At 52.1% G+C, this 15,349-nt stretch carries 13 protein-coding genes, 2 tRNA genes and 1 pseudogene; 9 read left to right on the top strand and 7 right to left on the bottom strand.

Features of this window, described 5'->3' with window-relative positions:
• Positions 1-75 precede the first annotated feature (75 nt).
• The 3 genes from NDI56_RS19130 to NDI56_RS19120 all read left to right on the top strand — a co-directional run bounded on the left by NDI56_RS19130 (position 76) and on the right by NDI56_RS19120 (position 2,514).
• Positions 76-148: transfer RNA gene (locus NDI56_RS19130), tRNA-Asn, on the top strand.
• A gap of 150 nt (positions 149-298) precedes the next feature.
• Positions 299-404, top strand: a tRNA-Ile gene (locus NDI56_RS19125).
• Between the two features lie 265 nt (positions 405-669).
• On the top strand, positions 670-2,514 hold the full coding sequence (locus NDI56_RS19120; protein ID WP_310921351.1) for a DUF262 domain-containing protein: 1,845 nt from the start codon (positions 670-672) through the stop codon (positions 2,512-2,514).
• A gap of 672 nt (positions 2,515-3,186) precedes the next feature.
• Here NDI56_RS19120 and NDI56_RS19115 read toward each other — a convergent pair.
• The 4 genes from NDI56_RS19115 to NDI56_RS19100 all read right to left on the bottom strand — a co-directional run bounded on the left by NDI56_RS19115 (position 3,187) and on the right by NDI56_RS19100 (position 7,635).
• Entirely contained in the window at positions 3,187-3,855 is a 669-nt protein-coding gene (locus NDI56_RS19115; protein WP_310921350.1) for a tyrosine-type recombinase/integrase, read from the bottom strand.
• A 689-nt stretch (positions 3,856-4,544) separates the two neighbouring features.
• The gene (locus tag NDI56_RS19110; RefSeq protein WP_310921349.1) at positions 4,545-5,702 is read right to left on the bottom strand and encodes a BREX system ATP-binding domain-containing protein; all 1,158 of its coding nucleotides are present in this window, start codon (positions 5,700-5,702) and stop codon (positions 4,545-4,547) included.
• The gene (locus tag NDI56_RS19105; protein WP_310921348.1) at positions 5,699-6,604 is read right to left on the bottom strand and encodes a hypothetical protein; all 906 of its coding nucleotides are present in this window, start codon (positions 6,602-6,604) and stop codon (positions 5,699-5,701) included. The genes NDI56_RS19110 and NDI56_RS19105 overlap by 4 nt, the downstream gene beginning before the upstream one ends.
• Entirely contained in the window at positions 6,601-7,635 is a 1,035-nt protein-coding gene (locus NDI56_RS19100; RefSeq protein WP_310921347.1) for a tRNA-guanine transglycosylase, read from the bottom strand. The genes NDI56_RS19105 and NDI56_RS19100 overlap by 4 nt, the downstream gene beginning before the upstream one ends.
• 107 nt (positions 7,636-7,742) lie before the next feature.
• Here NDI56_RS19100 and NDI56_RS19095 point away from each other — a divergent pair, with 107 nt between their 5' ends.
• Entirely contained in the window at positions 7,743-8,018 is a 276-nt protein-coding gene (locus tag NDI56_RS19095; RefSeq protein ID WP_310921346.1) for a winged helix-turn-helix transcriptional regulator, read from the top strand.
• 9 nt (positions 8,019-8,027) lie between these two features.
• Here the strand turns inward: NDI56_RS19095 and NDI56_RS19090 are convergent, their stop codons facing one another.
• Positions 8,028-10,937 carry a queuine tRNA-ribosyltransferase tRNA-guanine transglycosylase gene (locus NDI56_RS19090; RefSeq protein WP_310921345.1) on the bottom strand — a complete coding sequence of 970 codons (2,910 nt, stop codon included), beginning with the start codon at positions 10,935-10,937 and terminating at the stop codon, positions 8,028-8,030.
• Between the two features lie 143 nt (positions 10,938-11,080).
• On the opposite strand from NDI56_RS19090, the gene NDI56_RS19085 reads away from it, so the two are divergent.
• From NDI56_RS19085 to NDI56_RS19065, 5 genes are all read left to right on the top strand, one after another.
• Positions 11,081-11,542 carry a 6-pyruvoyl trahydropterin synthase family protein gene (locus NDI56_RS19085; RefSeq protein ID WP_310921344.1) on the top strand — a complete coding sequence of 154 codons (462 nt, stop codon included), beginning with the start codon at positions 11,081-11,083 and terminating at the stop codon, positions 11,540-11,542.
• 3 nt (positions 11,543-11,545) lie between these two features.
• Positions 11,546-12,313 (top strand): 7-carboxy-7-deazaguanine synthase QueE, encoded by a 768-nt coding sequence (locus NDI56_RS19080; protein WP_310921343.1) that lies wholly within the window; start codon positions 11,546-11,548, stop codon positions 12,311-12,313.
• Positions 12,314-12,315: 2 nt separating this feature from the next.
• A complete protein-coding gene (gene folE / locus NDI56_RS19075) occupies positions 12,316-12,924 on the top strand; it encodes a GTP cyclohydrolase I (protein WP_310921342.1) in 609 nt (202 codons plus the stop codon).
• Position 12,925: 1 nt separating this feature from the next.
• Positions 12,926-13,621, top strand: a complete 696-nt coding sequence (queC, locus tag NDI56_RS19070; RefSeq protein ID WP_310921341.1) for a 7-cyano-7-deazaguanine synthase QueC — start codon at positions 12,926-12,928, stop codon at positions 13,619-13,621.
• Positions 13,622-13,763: 142 nt separating this feature from the next.
• Positions 13,764-14,354: a hypothetical protein gene (locus NDI56_RS19065; RefSeq protein ID WP_310921340.1), complete on the top strand. Its 591-nt coding sequence runs from the start codon at positions 13,764-13,766 to the stop codon at positions 14,352-14,354.
• Between the two features lie 70 nt (positions 14,355-14,424).
• On the opposite strand, the gene NDI56_RS19060 is transcribed toward NDI56_RS19065, so the two are convergent.
• Both NDI56_RS19060 and NDI56_RS19055 read right to left on the bottom strand, forming a co-directional pair.
• Positions 14,425-14,631: a hypothetical protein gene (locus NDI56_RS19060; protein ID WP_310921338.1), complete on the bottom strand. Its 207-nt coding sequence runs from the start codon at positions 14,629-14,631 to the stop codon at positions 14,425-14,427.
• Between the two features lie 623 nt (positions 14,632-15,254).
• Positions 15,255-15,349 (bottom strand): annotated as a pseudogene (locus NDI56_RS19055) (IS5/IS1182 family transposase); the annotation flags it as partial.

The raw sequence follows: 15,349 nt of genomic DNA, 5'->3' as shown, positions 1-15,349 counted from the left end.
GAGTGCGTGAAAGCGTGTCGATGGCGGTCGGAAACGAAAGCCCTAATTACCAACTCGGGTTACACACGGATGCGAGCCGCCGTAGCTCAGTTGGTAGAGCACCTGGTTGTTACCCAGGTTGTCCCAGGTTCGAGCCCTGGCGGTGGCGTCCTTCTGTCACGAACGAAACGGTGAGCGAAGCGAACCGTCTGTGACCAACGAAGACGCGATTCAAACGGGCTCGGACACGCGAGTCACAGCCCGCACGGCGACAGCAACCCGACAGGCTAAAGATGCGGACCCAAGAATTGGGCAATGAGGGCCCTTAGCTTAGTCTGGTTAAAGCGATCGGCTCATATCGTCTACGGCTCCCACCGTCGGCGTGGGACACCGATTGAGCGCTGGTTCAAATCCGGCAGGGCCCATTCAGTTTCTGCCCGTTCCGTGGCCGACGTGTTTGGTGTAGAGAGTGTCTGTGTCGGCTAATTTCTGATTTCGGTGGCTGATTGGAATTTTGGCCCGCGCGTGACCCAACCAGCGGTTAGTTGGGGACTGTTACTGTCTCGCGTTCTGGAATAGCTTTGGCCGTGAGATCGCCGCTATACTGATTTAACCTCGGAAATTTGAGATATAATATCTGAAAATTCAGTTATATTCTAATGTTATATGCTTCCGGATACATTTGGGGACATGGCAAGTACGGACTCGGAGGATTTCAGTGGATTCGTTACTGGTGATAAATATTTCGAGGTCCCGCCATATCAGCGGAACTACTCATGGGAAAAGGAACACGTGAATGATCTCTGGTCAGACTTGGTCGAAGCGGTAGAGATGGATCGGGATCATTACATCGGGACATTCCTGCTTATGGATGCTGAGGAGAACGAGGGCGCAAGTCACAAAATTATTGATGGTCAGCAAAGGCTCACGACGCTCACGATTCTACTCTTTGAGATACAAGAGGTGCTTGATGAGTACGGAGAAGAAAACACTGCGCGACAAATTCGCGGGGACTATATCGCACGTTTTGGAGAGCAGAAATTGACTCTGGCCGGCGACGATGAACGGTTCTTCCGTCGAACAATACTCGAGAATGTGTTGAACGCCAGCCGGAAGGGACAACGAGAAGATGAACTTTCCGACACTGACACAGATAGTCCTTCTCAGGGACGTCTTCTCAAGGCTAAGAAGACTCTGAGAGAGAATCTTTCTAAGAACGAACTTGAGAAAATCTCTGTAGATGACCCTCTTGAATTCTATAAAGCGTTGTATCAAAAGATTCGATCACTTCCATTGCTCGAGTACACCGTCGGTTCACGTAGCGAAGCCGCTCGCATCTTCCAAACAGTCAACGACCGGGGTAAGGATCTTACAGACCTCGAAATCACGAAGAGCTACTTGATGCACCGCGTGTCACTCTTGGAAGACGAACAGCAGGCTGACTCATCTATTCAGACGATCCAGGAGTCCTTCGATGAAATTTATGATTCAGTGGACAACATCTCTTCGGGCCCCAGTGAGGACCAGATTCAGAGATATCACTTCATTATGTGGAACGCGGACTGGGGCACTGGCTACGATAGCAGGTATTACCAGAATCACCTCGAACATCTCAAGGACTATTTCCGCAAGGTAGGAGATACTGGGGAAATTATCACCTACGTTCAAGAACTAGAGAGGATATTCCAACTGCTTGATGAGTTGTATAATCACGAAACGAACGACAGCATTGACAGTAAAAGGCTTGAAGACTGTCTCCGAGATCTGTTCGTCGCTGGTCGCCTCGGGAACTTCTATCCACTACTGATGGCTGCCTACGACCAGTACAAACAGGAATCGATCACCGAAGAGGAATTCTGCACTCTTCTTAGGAAGATCGAGACATTCATCGTACGGACGTATGTGATTGAGCAAAAGAGCGCCGACACAGGACGGACTCGAGTATATCCTCGCGCTCGTGAATTATACTATAATAACAAAGACGAGGTCCTGGATTCAATTATTCCCTGTGATGTGAATGACGTGATCAGTCGTCTAGAACAGTACATTCACGATTACTGTAGTGATGCCAAGCTTGATACAACGCTTGGTGATTCAAATGTGTTTAAGTACTATGGGAACAGGAAGAGTGAACTCCGTCTCCTCCTATACGCCTACGAGTGGACGCTCGAACGTAAAAAGGAGGGATATCAATTTGATGTGAAAGAGGTCGTTGGCAACAAGGATGGTAACTACTCTATCGAGCATGTCTGGCCTCAGACCCCGAAGGAAGGGTTCGATGATTCAACGAAGGAGCTTGTCAACGAACACAAGCATCGTTTGGGGAATCTCGCGCTCATGACGCCAGAGGACAATGCAGTCCAGGGAAACAGTCCATTCAGAGATAAGAAAGCAGAATTCAGTGGATCGAAAATCCGGATGCTGGAAGAGATATTCTCCGAACCCGAATGGGGAGTAGAGCAAATCAGCAATCGTGAAGAACGGATGCTCAGCGCTATCAGGGAACGGTGGCCGGATGAATACGCTGACGCATGATACACCTCTTCACTAATGCGGGACTCCGACGCCCGTAGAAAATAACTGATCATTTTCTCTTCTCTCCGCTCAGAAGTACATGTTTTAATCCTTGATTTCAACATCTTTGCCATCAACTTAGACAGTAAGAAACACCGGCCTCATCTTCAGAGCGTCCCGCGCCTCATACCGATATTTTCTGCCCGTAGGTATTTAAGAAGAAACCGTAGTCCGGATCAATCGCCCATAGATACTGAGGTAGACCCGATCAGATGCCATTGGGATTTGCTCTCTCTCTTTTAGCTCTCCACTGGCGCCTGATTCGGTCTTTCGGCCACTTTCATGTCGTTCGATTACAGAGAATCACTGTGCTCGGTGAGCTTCATCGACGGTCGAGTGATATCAGGATCTGGCGAAATAGCCCCTATATTCGGAATTTCAGGGTCTTACACTTCGAAGGTGGTGTGTGGGTGGGCGATCACATTGTTTCTTACTCCCCTGCGCGTCCGTACTTTCTCCCCTTGGTCGCCGGTGAACAGACCTCATGTGCGGCGAGTCGTCTCCCGACTCATGTAACACCCGTGCGACGCGCGGATGGTTCCAGAGGAGTATCCGTCCACAATCGGGGCATCGCGGACACCCGCCCGACAGTGAGGAGTGAGCTGTAACTTGACTGTCGTCACAGATTGGAAGTCAGTTAGGTAAATATCGCCGACGTTGCTCAACTTTCTCTCGCTCGGTCCGCTGGTCGTAGTGCCGATCCAGCACGTCCATCCCGACATCCATTCGATCGTTCACGACACGCTCGGGCGTATCGGACTGTAGATGATATGTAATCGATCCGTGACGAATCGGATGGGGACTCAGTGCTGACGGACAGCCGTAGGCGTACTCCGTCGGCCGTGACTCACAGGTCTCGATATCGCGGTTGTGTGGGCACGAATCACTGTACACGCACGGCCGCGTGTACTGGTAAGCGATCGACCGTGCTCGATTCCGACTGAGACGTCCACGGCTGGTCGCAAAGAGCGGATGCCGACCGAATTCGTCCAGCTTCCCAGGGTGCTTGACGGATAGCCAGTCGTCCAGCAACTCACAGATCGATTCACTCAGCGCGACGAATCGCTCACTTTCCGTTCCGTTCTTCAACGCTGTGTCCTCGGCGGGACGATGCACCAGCTCGAGATGCTGCTCGTCTGAGTCGTAATCTCGAATATCGAGGCCGACTGCCGCCCCAACTCGAAGCCCGGTGTGCCACATGACTGCTAAGAGCACGTGGTCGAGCGTCGCGTATTCGAACTGTTCGAGATGGTCGAGTACCTTTTTCGGCTCGGTCGGCTGGGAGAAGTTCGTCACGAGCATCTTTCGCTGTCGTCGTGGGCAAGATAATCTTCTCGTCGAGTCCGGCTTCGACCGCGTCAATGCTCGCACAGAAACGGAGGAAGAGTCGGAGTGTCGCCAGGTCGTCCTCGTTACGGCGTTTGACACGGAACCGATGGATGTCTCGTCCGGAGATATCGTTCATGTTGTCGATACCGTCATTAGTGCACCATTGGACGAACTGCCGCAGTCGGTACTCGTGGGACTGGAGTGTCGCATCTGCGACTTCGTGACGGCGTTCGTCCAGGTACATCCCCTTTGCTGTCGATGGGTCAAGTGGATCGAGATCTGTGGTCATTATCTAAATTAGGTATGTCGGTGGCTCTGATCTCCCTGGATCGTCTCCTGGCCGGTGGAGACAGAGCCTTGACGCATGAATCTCCGGTTCAAATACTTCTTCCATTAGACATAATCAATCGCCTGTTGAGTAGTCTTAATCGTCCACGAAGCCGGGTATTCAGACTTTGAGGTCGATGAAGAGTTTCTGTAGGCGTATAACGCTCTCCGTTCCGTGCTAGCTACGCTGCGCACCCAGCCACAATTTGGCTCAATAGAGAGTTTCCCACCTCAGGTAATAGCTCTAAAGGCACATAGAAATGGGCACAACACTGTACACTCTCTGATGACGGTTGTGTTTAGTTTAGAGCATTGTATCAGTGATCAATAGAGCCTTATTCTAGGATTGTTTGAACGAGCTCCGGTGTCACTGTCTGCTGGCCTTGATCAAGACCTTGATCAAGGGCTTTCCCGCATATAGAGAGCACCTGGCGAATATTCCCCTGCGACCGCTGATGAATGAGTTCGAGCGTCTCGGATTCGAACGGTTCAATCTTCTGAGATTCATTCGTACGTGCGGTCTGGAGATAGCTGCTAATTAGATCTTCTAGGTGGTCGTCGGTCAGGGGCCGTAACGCCACTTCATTGCCGATGCGTTCGGAAAAGGCGTGATACTCGCTCATTACATCCTGCCAGACTTCTGGTGCGCACGCGAAGAGTATCGACATCCCAGAGCCGTTCTGATCGATGAGATGACGAATACTGTTCAGCGTGGCCTGTTTATCTTTATTACCTAACCTAGAGATAGCCTCAAACTCGTCGATGAAGACAAAAACGCCCGTGTAACCCAGTTCCAGAAGTAGGCTTTTGAACGAGGTAAACGCTCGGACACCCATTGTATCATCGTCCAGAGCACTATGGATCTCCATCTCTTTCCGCTGTTCGTACCGAATACCCTCGGCAGTCAACCACTGCCAGGCGTACAGATTTGTGTCCTCATAGACCATATGGATGATTGCGCGAGCGAAGTCAGCAAACTTCGTGATGTCACTAAGTCGCTGGATAGCGGTCGGAACTATCTCCGAAAGGAGCACTTCGCCTTCCTCGATGAGTGATTCCATCGCATCCGCATTAGCGGGGTTCGTATCCGTCACGTCCCGCGCAGTCGACGCTAAAAACTCGTAGGCAATCTCCTGCACCCGGTCGAACCCAATGTCGTATATGAACTCGTGGTAAATATCGAGGAATCCCTCACCAGGTTGAGCCACGTACCCGACGAGGACATCTTCACGGTCTCGGACCAGAGACCGTGCGTATTTCAGAGTGTGTGATTTGCCGTTCCCATACTTCCCAGTGATTACGAGATGTTTTGATTTGCCTGTGCCCAGCAGTGTCGAAACCGTATCGCCGACTGCCTCTGCCACATGATCCTGTCCACAGTACACTGCCGGATCTTCATCCGGTACGGGGCTGTAGGGGAAGGGGTTTTCTTCGAGGCTGTACATCGAATAGTCGCGTTCGTCATCAGTGATGTTGAATGCGCTGTCGCTCATGCGTTGGTCTCCTGTGTGTAGGTAAGGTCGTCGTCGTGAACCGCGAGATAGTAGTACTGTTTTCCGTACTGTTCAACACCGCTCATGACACGGTCCGTAGATTGGTCCGTTGAGACTAATCCTTGCGAGTCCGCTAAGGCGATTTGCTTGATACCCAGGCGAGCGTCTTTTGCACCTGTGTCCATCGGCGCGCCTGACAACTCGAGTTTGCCGACGTTCTGATTTACAAGCGAGAGCAACGCTTTATCGAACGCAGACCGAGTACAACCGAATCGCTCACAAGTATGCTCACGCACCTCTGGGACCGATATGTAGCGCTGACTGAGGTTTACCCCCGCTGTTTCTTCCAGGTCATCGAACACCGAGAGCAGAACATACGGGAAATTCAGTGGCACCTCGGTCTCAGTCGCTCGATAGTACGACCCCGTGAAGGCATTACGCTGAATCGCGCCTAATCGCTCTCCCCAGTCGCCAATCACGTCGATACTCGTTTTGTTAAAGGCGTACGGCGAATGTTCATGATCAGTTTCAAGTTTCGTCAAGATGGCCGTAGGTTCAGCGGGTTCCAATTCTTCGACAGTCGTTAGAAATGCTCCGTAGTGGGGACTGCGCGACTCGAGAATATCGCTTACCTTCCCCCAACCTTCGTCCCGAACAGCGTCGAGGAAATGCTCTCCGACCGTTGTCGTCTGATATTCGGGGGCCTCCTCTTGGTTGGTATCTTCTTCAGACAACAAACTGAGACGGACTGCTTCAAGAATCGTCTCTCGAGCTCGTCGATGGCTAATATCTAAGGCCGTTTCCAGCTCTTCCGTTGTCTGTGCCTGGGTGCCACAAGCGTTGGTCAACTCAACGAGGCGGGCAAGTGTCACGGGCCGGACCGTCGGTCGTTCGTCGCTCATGAGAGCCTCCTGACCTGTTGCTTCGCCATTTTATACGCTCGCTGGGTAACCTCGTTGCCCTGGAAGCGGAGGTCAAGGTACGCTTCCAAGTCCTCACCAGCAGCGTGCATGTATCTGAACCGTCGCAATTCGAGAGCTAACGCCCACAAATTGTGCTGGACAAGCAAATCCCTGTCATTACGGATCCTGTCGTAGCTTCGCGTGCTGCAAACCGGGCACGCACAGGGAAGGTGAGTCAATCCCTCTACGTTTTTCAGCGGTTCTCCACCGAACCCTGGCATGAGATAGTTCCGGTTCCCCGCGCTGCGGATGAACGCTGAGGAGTCGAAACTATCAACACCGAGGTAGAGAAGCAGTGGCTGGTATGTCACCCCACCTAACCCATAGACATGGAGATGTTTGTCAGTGGCACGTCGGGCCGCAAGAATTATTTTTGTCACTTTTTTGTAATCTGTTCGAATCGGAACAAGGCTCCCGACAGCGTATCCATCGAATTTTCCCTCTTTCTCAAGATGTCTAATCGAGTTTCGGACTGTCTGAGGATCGTACCCGTGGACACTTGCTAGTAGAGTCTCATCACCATCGTGTGCGTCGCTCGCTTCTAATGCGAGTTCTATACTGCGATTGATTCGCCGCTGATTCTTCGCCTGGCGATTATCTCTGGACAAAGGGGTATCAACAGTGCCAAAGATATCAGCGCCCAATTCACGTTGCGTTTCGAGTGTTTTCGTTGGTGTAGTGTCGACTTCCTCCTCGTGAAAGTCGAAGCCACCGCTATCAGCGAAAATGACTGTGTCGTCTGCCACATCCATCTCCTCACGGAGAGTCGCACCGTTCTGTAGTCGGTCCCACTGTGCCTCTCGATTCCGTATCGCTCGGGCGTTGACCATTGCGGTCGACAAATCCGGGATACTGTCCGTGTATTCTGGTGTATTATCACTCGACCGTTTCCCGATGTTACTCACCGGAAAGAGCACAGGGGTCTGCAGTTCCCCGTGGGGTGTGTCGAGTTTTCGTTGTCTGTACAACATATCCGACGCGCTGTGCTAAGCTCGGCTGTGTGATAAAGCTTTGCTCCAGCAAAGCTATGTACGACAAATCAAAGTGGCTTTGTCGATTCCGCTGAAAGAGACCGCAGATGGTTTCAGACGATGTGCGTGAACTCATCGGTCGAAAACGCACAATAGAAATTCTCGAACTCTTGATTGCGTCTGATAGCTTGAATTATTCTGAAATCGAGAGCGAAATTGCCTCTTCAAGCGACACTATCACTGATGCACTCGAGCTACTGTGTGAACATGAATTAGTGGAACGTGTTGAAGAGGGCCCAAAGAATGTTAAATACCATGCGACGGAGACTGGCCAAGATTTTCACCGGGCGATTGAAGCAATCGAAGATATGCTAAGAGAATAGTGTCTTCTCTCAGAACTTCTCGATAGCTGCCTGAGTGGAGTCTTCCTCAACATATCGGCATAAGATACTAATTGAATCTGGATCTAATTCTCTCACATCACTCACATTCCGTGCGAAGTTCTCCATATACACTCCTTTGAGGCCGATTACGATTGTCTCGTGACGTTTCGCATCTTCTGTTCGAGCTGGCACTGAAACAATATTCTCATACTGTTCGTCAACCAACTCCCTATTGAAGACGACACCAATCCGGTCTGGTTGAATTCGTTGGACAGTGGTGTCAATATCGATACTTTTGTAGTAATCTTTCCCAAGCGGGAAGAACACTATGTCAAACTCTCTCTGGTCCAGAATACGCCATAAATCTTCTTTGATACCAAGTTTAGCTGACCGTTCTCGGATTTCAGAGACACTCATACCACTGAAGGTAACCTCGTATGGCGGAAGTGCCTCCTCTTCTCCAACCAGTCCAAATCCAGCACTAATAAAATATCTTTCAACATTATGCCCATTCGACCGAAGGTGACGAACGGCAGTCGATATTGATTCTTGTTGGCGACCAGTATATAATTTATTAGCAGGCACCCCATTGGTGTTCGGCCTGCTGAGAATCTCCTGTTTAGAAGAGGCGTCAATTTCCTCTGGTCCGAACATCAGGTCACTGTCTGAGACGTATTTAGATCCAGAACACTGGTCGATAATGAGTATATCTAGGCCATCATCGACACTCAGGACTGGTTTGTGTGGGGCGAAATCAGCTCCGACTGCATAATTACGGCCAAGATCGCTCAGGAGTGTCTCTCGTAGCTCTTGTGGGTCATCGAAGTCTTGAATGTCACAATCCACATCTACTGTCGAACCACCGAGCGTCTGGTCGGTGTCTTCCCCAGGATTGAACAGATAGAGTTCTTCATACCGTCCAAGATACTCTTCGAGTGTTTCGGCCGTTTTGGTGGACGCAAAAGAGACTGTACGAGGCGTCTCCGCCCACCATTCGTGCACACCATTTGCGTCAAAGGCGCCAATCTCTGCAACCGGGAGATCGTGAACTTCACTCCAGAACTGCGCTTGCTCGCTCGCTAAGTAATCCTCAGTGGTCTCGTAGTTGCTAAACGAAGCTGACCCCTTGGTCAGAATAAGCGTCTTTGGGAGCGCCTCAGAGAACTCCTCGTAGAACTTCGCCGTGTTGTGGAACCCCCTACGGCGATTGCGGTCGTTACCGCGGAAGATGCAGACCTCGATACCGTGCTCGGTACAGATAGGACAGCCACAGTCTTCCCATGGCCTGTTTGAGAGGAGTTCTTGATACGCTTCGAGGAGATCTTCGTTCCCGATCCAGATAGCGTAGTCCTGAAGTATGAACCAGAGCCGTTCGAAGGCGTCCATACCATCCGCCCTGGCTTCCTCGCGTTCGAGAATTTCGACCATTCTCGGGAAGCGATTCAGTTCGGTGCGTGCTGCAGCGAGCAACTCAATATACTCTGCGAATGGTTCGGGGTTCTCCTTGCTGTCTCCACGGAGCAGTTTGATAAGTCGGCTCCGAAGATCATCGCTGAAATAGGCTTGCAGTTTACTGGCGTAGTCGAAATCCTCTCTCAGTGCTGCTTCCACGTCACGGAGACGACTGGCGTTGAATCGCCCATCGTGGCGGTGGTTCCGCATGTATGTGATCGTTTCTGTGAGCGTCTTGCTGGCTTCCGCCTCCCATTCCCGAAGTGCTTCCACAATAGAGCGATCCTCTGCGAACGCACGTAGTGCTATCAGCGTCTCACGCCCTCGCAACGCAGTCTCGATTGCATCGGAGATGTCGGCGCCATGAGCGGGATACTGGACACGGATAGCATCGTATCGCTCGTCACCGTCGACGCGGTAGTTCTGTCCACCCGTCCACGCGGATCGAAGCATGCTCGCGCTATCGAAACTCGACATACCGGACCGGCCGATGGTCTCGAACGCGTCTGATTTGGCGAAGCCGAAAACGTGGGTATCGATGCGAGTCTGATTCGTCCGCTCGTAGTCCTTGACCGTTTTTCCAACTGACTTTACGATTTTCCGGACTTCGTGGACCGGACTCCCGGCGACGCCACCAATGCCGAGGTAATCGTAACCCATGTTCAGAACGTCCTCAGCTGCTGCAGCATAGGATTCGACCGTCCATCCCTGGATGGCGACCATCAACCGGAACGGGTAGTCGCCGGCCTGGTACAGGTCCCACATCTCCGCCGCGTTGTCCAGAGTGAGGTCGTAACGGAACTGCTTGTCGTCCTGGCGATACACCGCCCGTGGGTCGTCCTCAAGCCTCTCTAAGACGGCGTCGACATCGCCCTCGAAGTCGGTAGCAGTGAACTGTCGGGGCTCTTCCTGTGACCGAAGCGATGGTTCGTACTCCTCAACGTACTCAGGCCACTCATCGGGCCATTCGTCAATCATTAAGTCGACTGCATCGGTGACCGCTGACGGGATATCCGATTTCCGAATGTTGTGACCAAGAGCGCGCTCGTCTAGATAGAGGCGCCCTTTCTCTTTACCCGAGCCCAGTACGAGATGGTCGATCGTTACGCCGACCGAGACATCCAGTGTCTCGTAGAACTCGAGCATGTCTTGGTTGCCGTACGGCGGGAAGGGGAGCGATTTGTAGCCCCATGCGCCACAGTCGCTGATTGTCGGGAGCCACTCCGGGATATCGAGAATCGGATCGTCATAGACGCCGTGTTCACAAATCCGATCGGCTTTCTTCGTGGTCGATTCGACCTGCTCTCGAGAGATGAGCACGCCATCGATTGGCGTCGAGTCTTTCTCGAAGATGTCCCAGATATAGTTCAGTTCGCGTTCTTGCCGGTGGGGATCCGACCGTTCATCATGCTCAAAATCATAGTCCGCATCCACGGCGTCATCCCACTCGGGCACGTAGAACCGCACGATTAGATAGTCACCTGCATCGGTGTATCACAGTCCGACTTATAGAAGTCTCTATTGCGACACGGAAAATTGTAAGTCGAATAACTACGATCCACTTCCGCTCAGAGGAGTACCTATAAGTGCCACTGTGATATTCTCTGGATATGGCCAGTAGATTATCTGAAGACAAACCAACAGATATCCCTCTTGTTGATGCTGGTGAAAGAGAACTGCGGGTCGGTGAAGACCGTCCAATCCGGATCAGTTCTGGACACCGGATTCTCCATCACAATGGCAAATGTAGCAGACCACACGGCCACAACTACGAAATCACCGTTTCGGTGACCGGCGAACTGACTTCCGAGGGCTGGGTCGTCGACAAGGGAGATATTACTGAAGTAATATCCGAATGGGACCACCGGTTCCTCGTCGAGCAGGGTGATCCGCTGATCGAGGCGTTTGAACAGAGCGGCGACGAGGACGCATTGGTTGTCCTCGATCACCCTCCTACGGCAGAGGTAATGGCGGTCCTCTTAGAGGAGAAACTGAGCGACACGCTCCCTGATACCGTCTCAGAAGTCGCTGTGTCAGTCCGAGAGACCAGCGAACTGTGTGCGGCCCCATAACTCATGCCGGTCAACGCTGACGCGACCGACGTTGCGTCTGAGAGTGAGGGCGATCTCCCGATAAATGAGCTATTCTACTCGCTACAGGGAGAAGGCGTCTTAGCCGGCGTACCGACCGTATTCATCCGAACGAGTGGATGTAATCTCCGGTGCTGGTTCTGTGATTCCTATCACACCTCGTGGGAGCCCACTCATGCGTGGATGGATGTCGACGAGATTCTTGCAGAGGTCGAGTCACACGAACAGTGTGAGCACGTCGTTGTCACCGGCGGCGAGCCGATGATGCATACTGAGGTCGTTGAGCTACTGAACCAACTCTCAGCAAACGGCTACCACACCACCGTGGAAACGAACGGGACGATTCACAGAGACGCCGCAATCGACCTGGCCAGCATCAGCCCGAAGCTCGCAAGCAGTACGCCCACGCCGGCGAAGGACCCGAAAGGCGAGGGAGAGTGGGAAGACAAGCACGAAGAGCGACGCGTGGACATGGACGCCCTCTCGTCCCTCGTCGAGCAGTACGAATTCCAACTAAAGTTCGTCGTGACTGGTGACCAGGATATGCCGGAGATTGAATCGTTGCTCCAGCGGTTGCGCCAGTCGACAACACGACGAATCGGAAATGACGATGTGCTGTTGATGCCGGAAGGAGCAACCAGAGAGCGGTTAGAAGAGACTCGTGAGGCGACGGCTGAACTTGCGATGGAGTACGGCTATCGATACACGCCGCGCTTGCATGTGGACTTGTGGAACGATGCGCCGGGGACCTAACGATGACTGACGATGTCCAAACTGAGCCCATAGAAAGCGTAGAGAGTATTGACGACGGAGAGACTGCAATCGACTGGTCGAAAGCTCAGGAAGGCGTTCGACTCCTGTTAGAAGCGGTCGGGGAGGATCCCGAAAGCGAAGAACTTCAGGAGACGTGGCAACGTCGTGTTCCGAGCGCGTTCGAGACGCTGACTGAAGGGTCTCGCTTGGAGGAGAAACCGGAGCTTCGGACGTTCGAAGCGAGCGGTAACAACTTCGTTGTCAAGACGGGGATACCGGTCTACAGTCTCTGTGAGCACCATCTCCTACCCTACTTCGGGACGGCGACCGTTGCGTACCGGCCGGCTGAAGAGGTTGTCGGGCTGTCGAAATTGTCCCGGTATGTTCGTTGGCAGTCACGCCAACTCACCATGCAGGAACAACTGACACAGGACATCGCGCACGGCCTCAGTGACGAACTTGGTGCAGAGGCTGTCCTCGTCGAGCTTTCCGCCACACATCTCTGTGAAGCGATGCGCGGTGTCGAAACGCAGACTGAAACCGTAACGAGAGCGGTGGCCGGTGAACCGACTGACAATGAACGGCGGCGATTCAATGAGGCGAGCAACTAGTATGTCACAAGAATCACGAGCGGTTGTACTTGCATCGGGTGGAATGGATAGCGCTACTGCTGCAGCAGTAGCGAAGGAGGCTGGCAAGGACCTGTACATGCTGCACACGTCCTACGGCCAGCGGACGGAAGCGAAAGAGCTGGAGTGTGCCAAAGCGCAGGCTGACTATTTTGAGGCGGCAGACTTTCTGCACCTCACTACGGACCACCTCTCAAAAATCGGTGATTCGAGTCTGACCGACGATGATGTTGAAGTGGAAGACGCTGACTTGGAAAGCGAGGAGGTGCCGAGTTCGTACGTCCCCTTCCGGAATTCGAATTTGCTCTCGATGGCAGTCTCATACGCTGAAGCGAACGAATGTGGCTCAGTGTATATTGGAGCGCATTCAGAGGACTTCTCGGGCTACCCCGACTGCCGGCCGGAGTTCTTCGAGGCGTTCCAGCAAGTAGTTGATGTGGGGACGAAAGATGAGACTGACATATCGATTGAAGCGCCATTCACCGAGTGGTCGAAAACAGACATCGCGGAGCGGGGGCTTGAACTCGGTGTCCCGTACGAGCACTCGTGGAGTTGTTATCGGGACGAAGCACCAGCGTGTGGCACCTGCGATGCGTGTGCGTTCCGACTGCAATCGTTCCAGCGTCTTGGAGAGCACGACCCCATTGCATATGCCGAGCGACCGGACTATCTCGACTGAATTGTTAATTCTAGTTAATTTCCTGTCATTTTTGCAATCGTCTACTAAAGGCCAAGGTTGCACTCGTGCGTAGCTTGCGCGATACGCGGTATGTGTCAGCAAGGCCGCTGCAATCTATCAGCGTCTGTGGGTTTTAGAGGGCATGGCTATTCCGTATCCTCAATCTGCGTTGATTATTTACCTCTGTCTGATAATCATCGTTTCAATGATCCAAGAATCTCCGCTATTCGTGTTTCTTCAGAGTCTTGCCGAGGACCCTCTTGGAGACCGTTCAGAGGTTCGTACTCACCTCCCTAAATTAATCACTAGCTTAGGCTTTGACGACTACTCTCTTGATTCAGATGCAGCAGGGAGTATTGCTGAAGCAATGGCTTTGCCCCATATTGAGGATGCACCAGTATTAGCCTTCGAGTTCGGTTACGACCCAGAGGTTGACAGCAGAGGCCCATACCTTCCTCATCGACCATCACATGTTGACTACCCTACTCAGGATCAGATTCTTAGCGAAACTTCTGCTGACTACGTTATCTCACTATCTAACGATTCATTGGCTGTTAGAGGAGAATCGTACGCGAAAACGATTGTATTCCAAGAGGCAGACCAGTCATTAGAAAAGATTCCAACTTACACCTGCCTCACCGAGGAAGCCGCAGAGGATATTATACTCGAGCTCCATCCAGGAAGAACACGAAATCCAACCCACACGGAGCAATCGTCTTTCTCTGACTTCTAAAAATCACAACCCCTCTCCTACATGGATTTACAAAGGCCTGACCGAGTGGGCGAACCTACCAACGACAGAATCACACGAGCAGGTCGTCGATATCAAGGGATGACTGTCGGTTCGCTTTGGCCGTCGTGACATCACTGGCAACATCGCCGGCCTCTCGCTCGCCCAGCCACTGAACTACCTCGTACCGGTCGTGGCGATTGCCGATTACAGACTCCTCGGTAGTGACAAACTCGCCGACAGCATCGCCGAGGAATACGGCTTCGGGGCCAGTAGACAAGCTCGACGGAGTGCTCAATTTTTGGGGCTACTCAGAGCGGGCACACGCTATGTGTTGACCGACCCAGGTAAACTAGATGCGACGGTCTTGCACGGCTAGCGGGACGGATCCAATCACCTCCACAGAGCGCTCCGGTTGCGTCAAAAAGACGTAGATGCTTAGAGATTTAATAAGAGATACCTATGTAATTTTATCGTTATGCTGACGAACATTATTAGTAAAGCCATCACCACTTGCCGCAACTAAAACAACCTTATTTCCCAAGCCTACGTTACTGTGTATCGTGTACCCTGCGCTTGGTAGTCATTATCTTAGTAGTCCACGAGTGGTAGTATGATTCCCGTTGACGAATTCTACAGTAAACTTGCTACCGAACAACAACGACTCGTAGACAACGATCAAGTCGTTGTCGAAGGAAAAATTGCGAATACTGTCCCGTCCCCCGACCAGAATTCCCAAGTCTACGTTTTTGATGAACCTGTCACCAATATCTTCCTAAAGAAACTAAAGGGCGCTCGATACACAGCCAAGGATCTGGAACCCGAGTTCCCAATCGATAGAGAAGAACTAGACGACCTGTTCTACTGGTTGGGCTCTGTAGTTTCGGTACACTGCGCTGGATTTCACGGATATCGGACGCTCCGGCGAAGGTTGTAGACGGTGGCTTTGAGGATGATTTCACGGAATTCGAGCCACCAGCTTCGCGCACGCACGGCAC

The sequence above is a fragment of the Halomicroarcula saliterrae genome (assembly GCF_031624395.1).
Classification (GTDB): Archaea; Halobacteriota; Halobacteria; order Halobacteriales; family Haloarculaceae; genus Haloarcula; species Haloarcula saliterrae.
This window is presented reverse-complemented; position numbering and strand designations above follow the sequence as displayed.

Excerpts from the sequence above, each read along its gene's own strand:
- NDI56_RS19120 (WP_310921351.1), top strand. The coding sequence starts at position 670 with ATGGCAAGTACGGACTCGGAGGATTTCAGTGGATTCGTTACTGGTGAT.
- NDI56_RS19115 (WP_310921350.1), bottom strand. The coding sequence starts at position 3,855 with ATGCTCGTGACGAACTTCTCCCAGCCGACCGAGCCGAAAAAGGTACTC.
- NDI56_RS19110 (WP_310921349.1), bottom strand. The coding sequence starts at position 5,702 with ATGAGCGACAGCGCATTCAACATCACTGATGACGAACGCGACTATTCG.
- NDI56_RS19105 (WP_310921348.1), bottom strand. The coding sequence starts at position 6,604 with ATGAGCGACGAACGACCGACGGTCCGGCCCGTGACACTTGCCCGCCTC.
- NDI56_RS19100 (WP_310921347.1), bottom strand. The coding sequence starts at position 7,635 with ATGTTGTACAGACAACGAAAACTCGACACACCCCACGGGGAACTGCAG.
- NDI56_RS19095 (WP_310921346.1), top strand. The coding sequence starts at position 7,743 with ATGGTTTCAGACGATGTGCGTGAACTCATCGGTCGAAAACGCACAATA.
- NDI56_RS19085 (WP_310921344.1), top strand. The coding sequence starts at position 11,081 with ATGGCCAGTAGATTATCTGAAGACAAACCAACAGATATCCCTCTTGTT.
- NDI56_RS19080 (WP_310921343.1), top strand. The coding sequence starts at position 11,546 with ATGCCGGTCAACGCTGACGCGACCGACGTTGCGTCTGAGAGTGAGGGC.
- folE (WP_310921342.1), top strand. The coding sequence starts at position 12,316 with ATGACTGACGATGTCCAAACTGAGCCCATAGAAAGCGTAGAGAGTATT.
- queC (WP_310921341.1), top strand. The coding sequence starts at position 12,926 with ATGTCACAAGAATCACGAGCGGTTGTACTTGCATCGGGTGGAATGGAT.
- NDI56_RS19065 (WP_310921340.1), top strand. The coding sequence starts at position 13,764 with ATGGCTATTCCGTATCCTCAATCTGCGTTGATTATTTACCTCTGTCTG.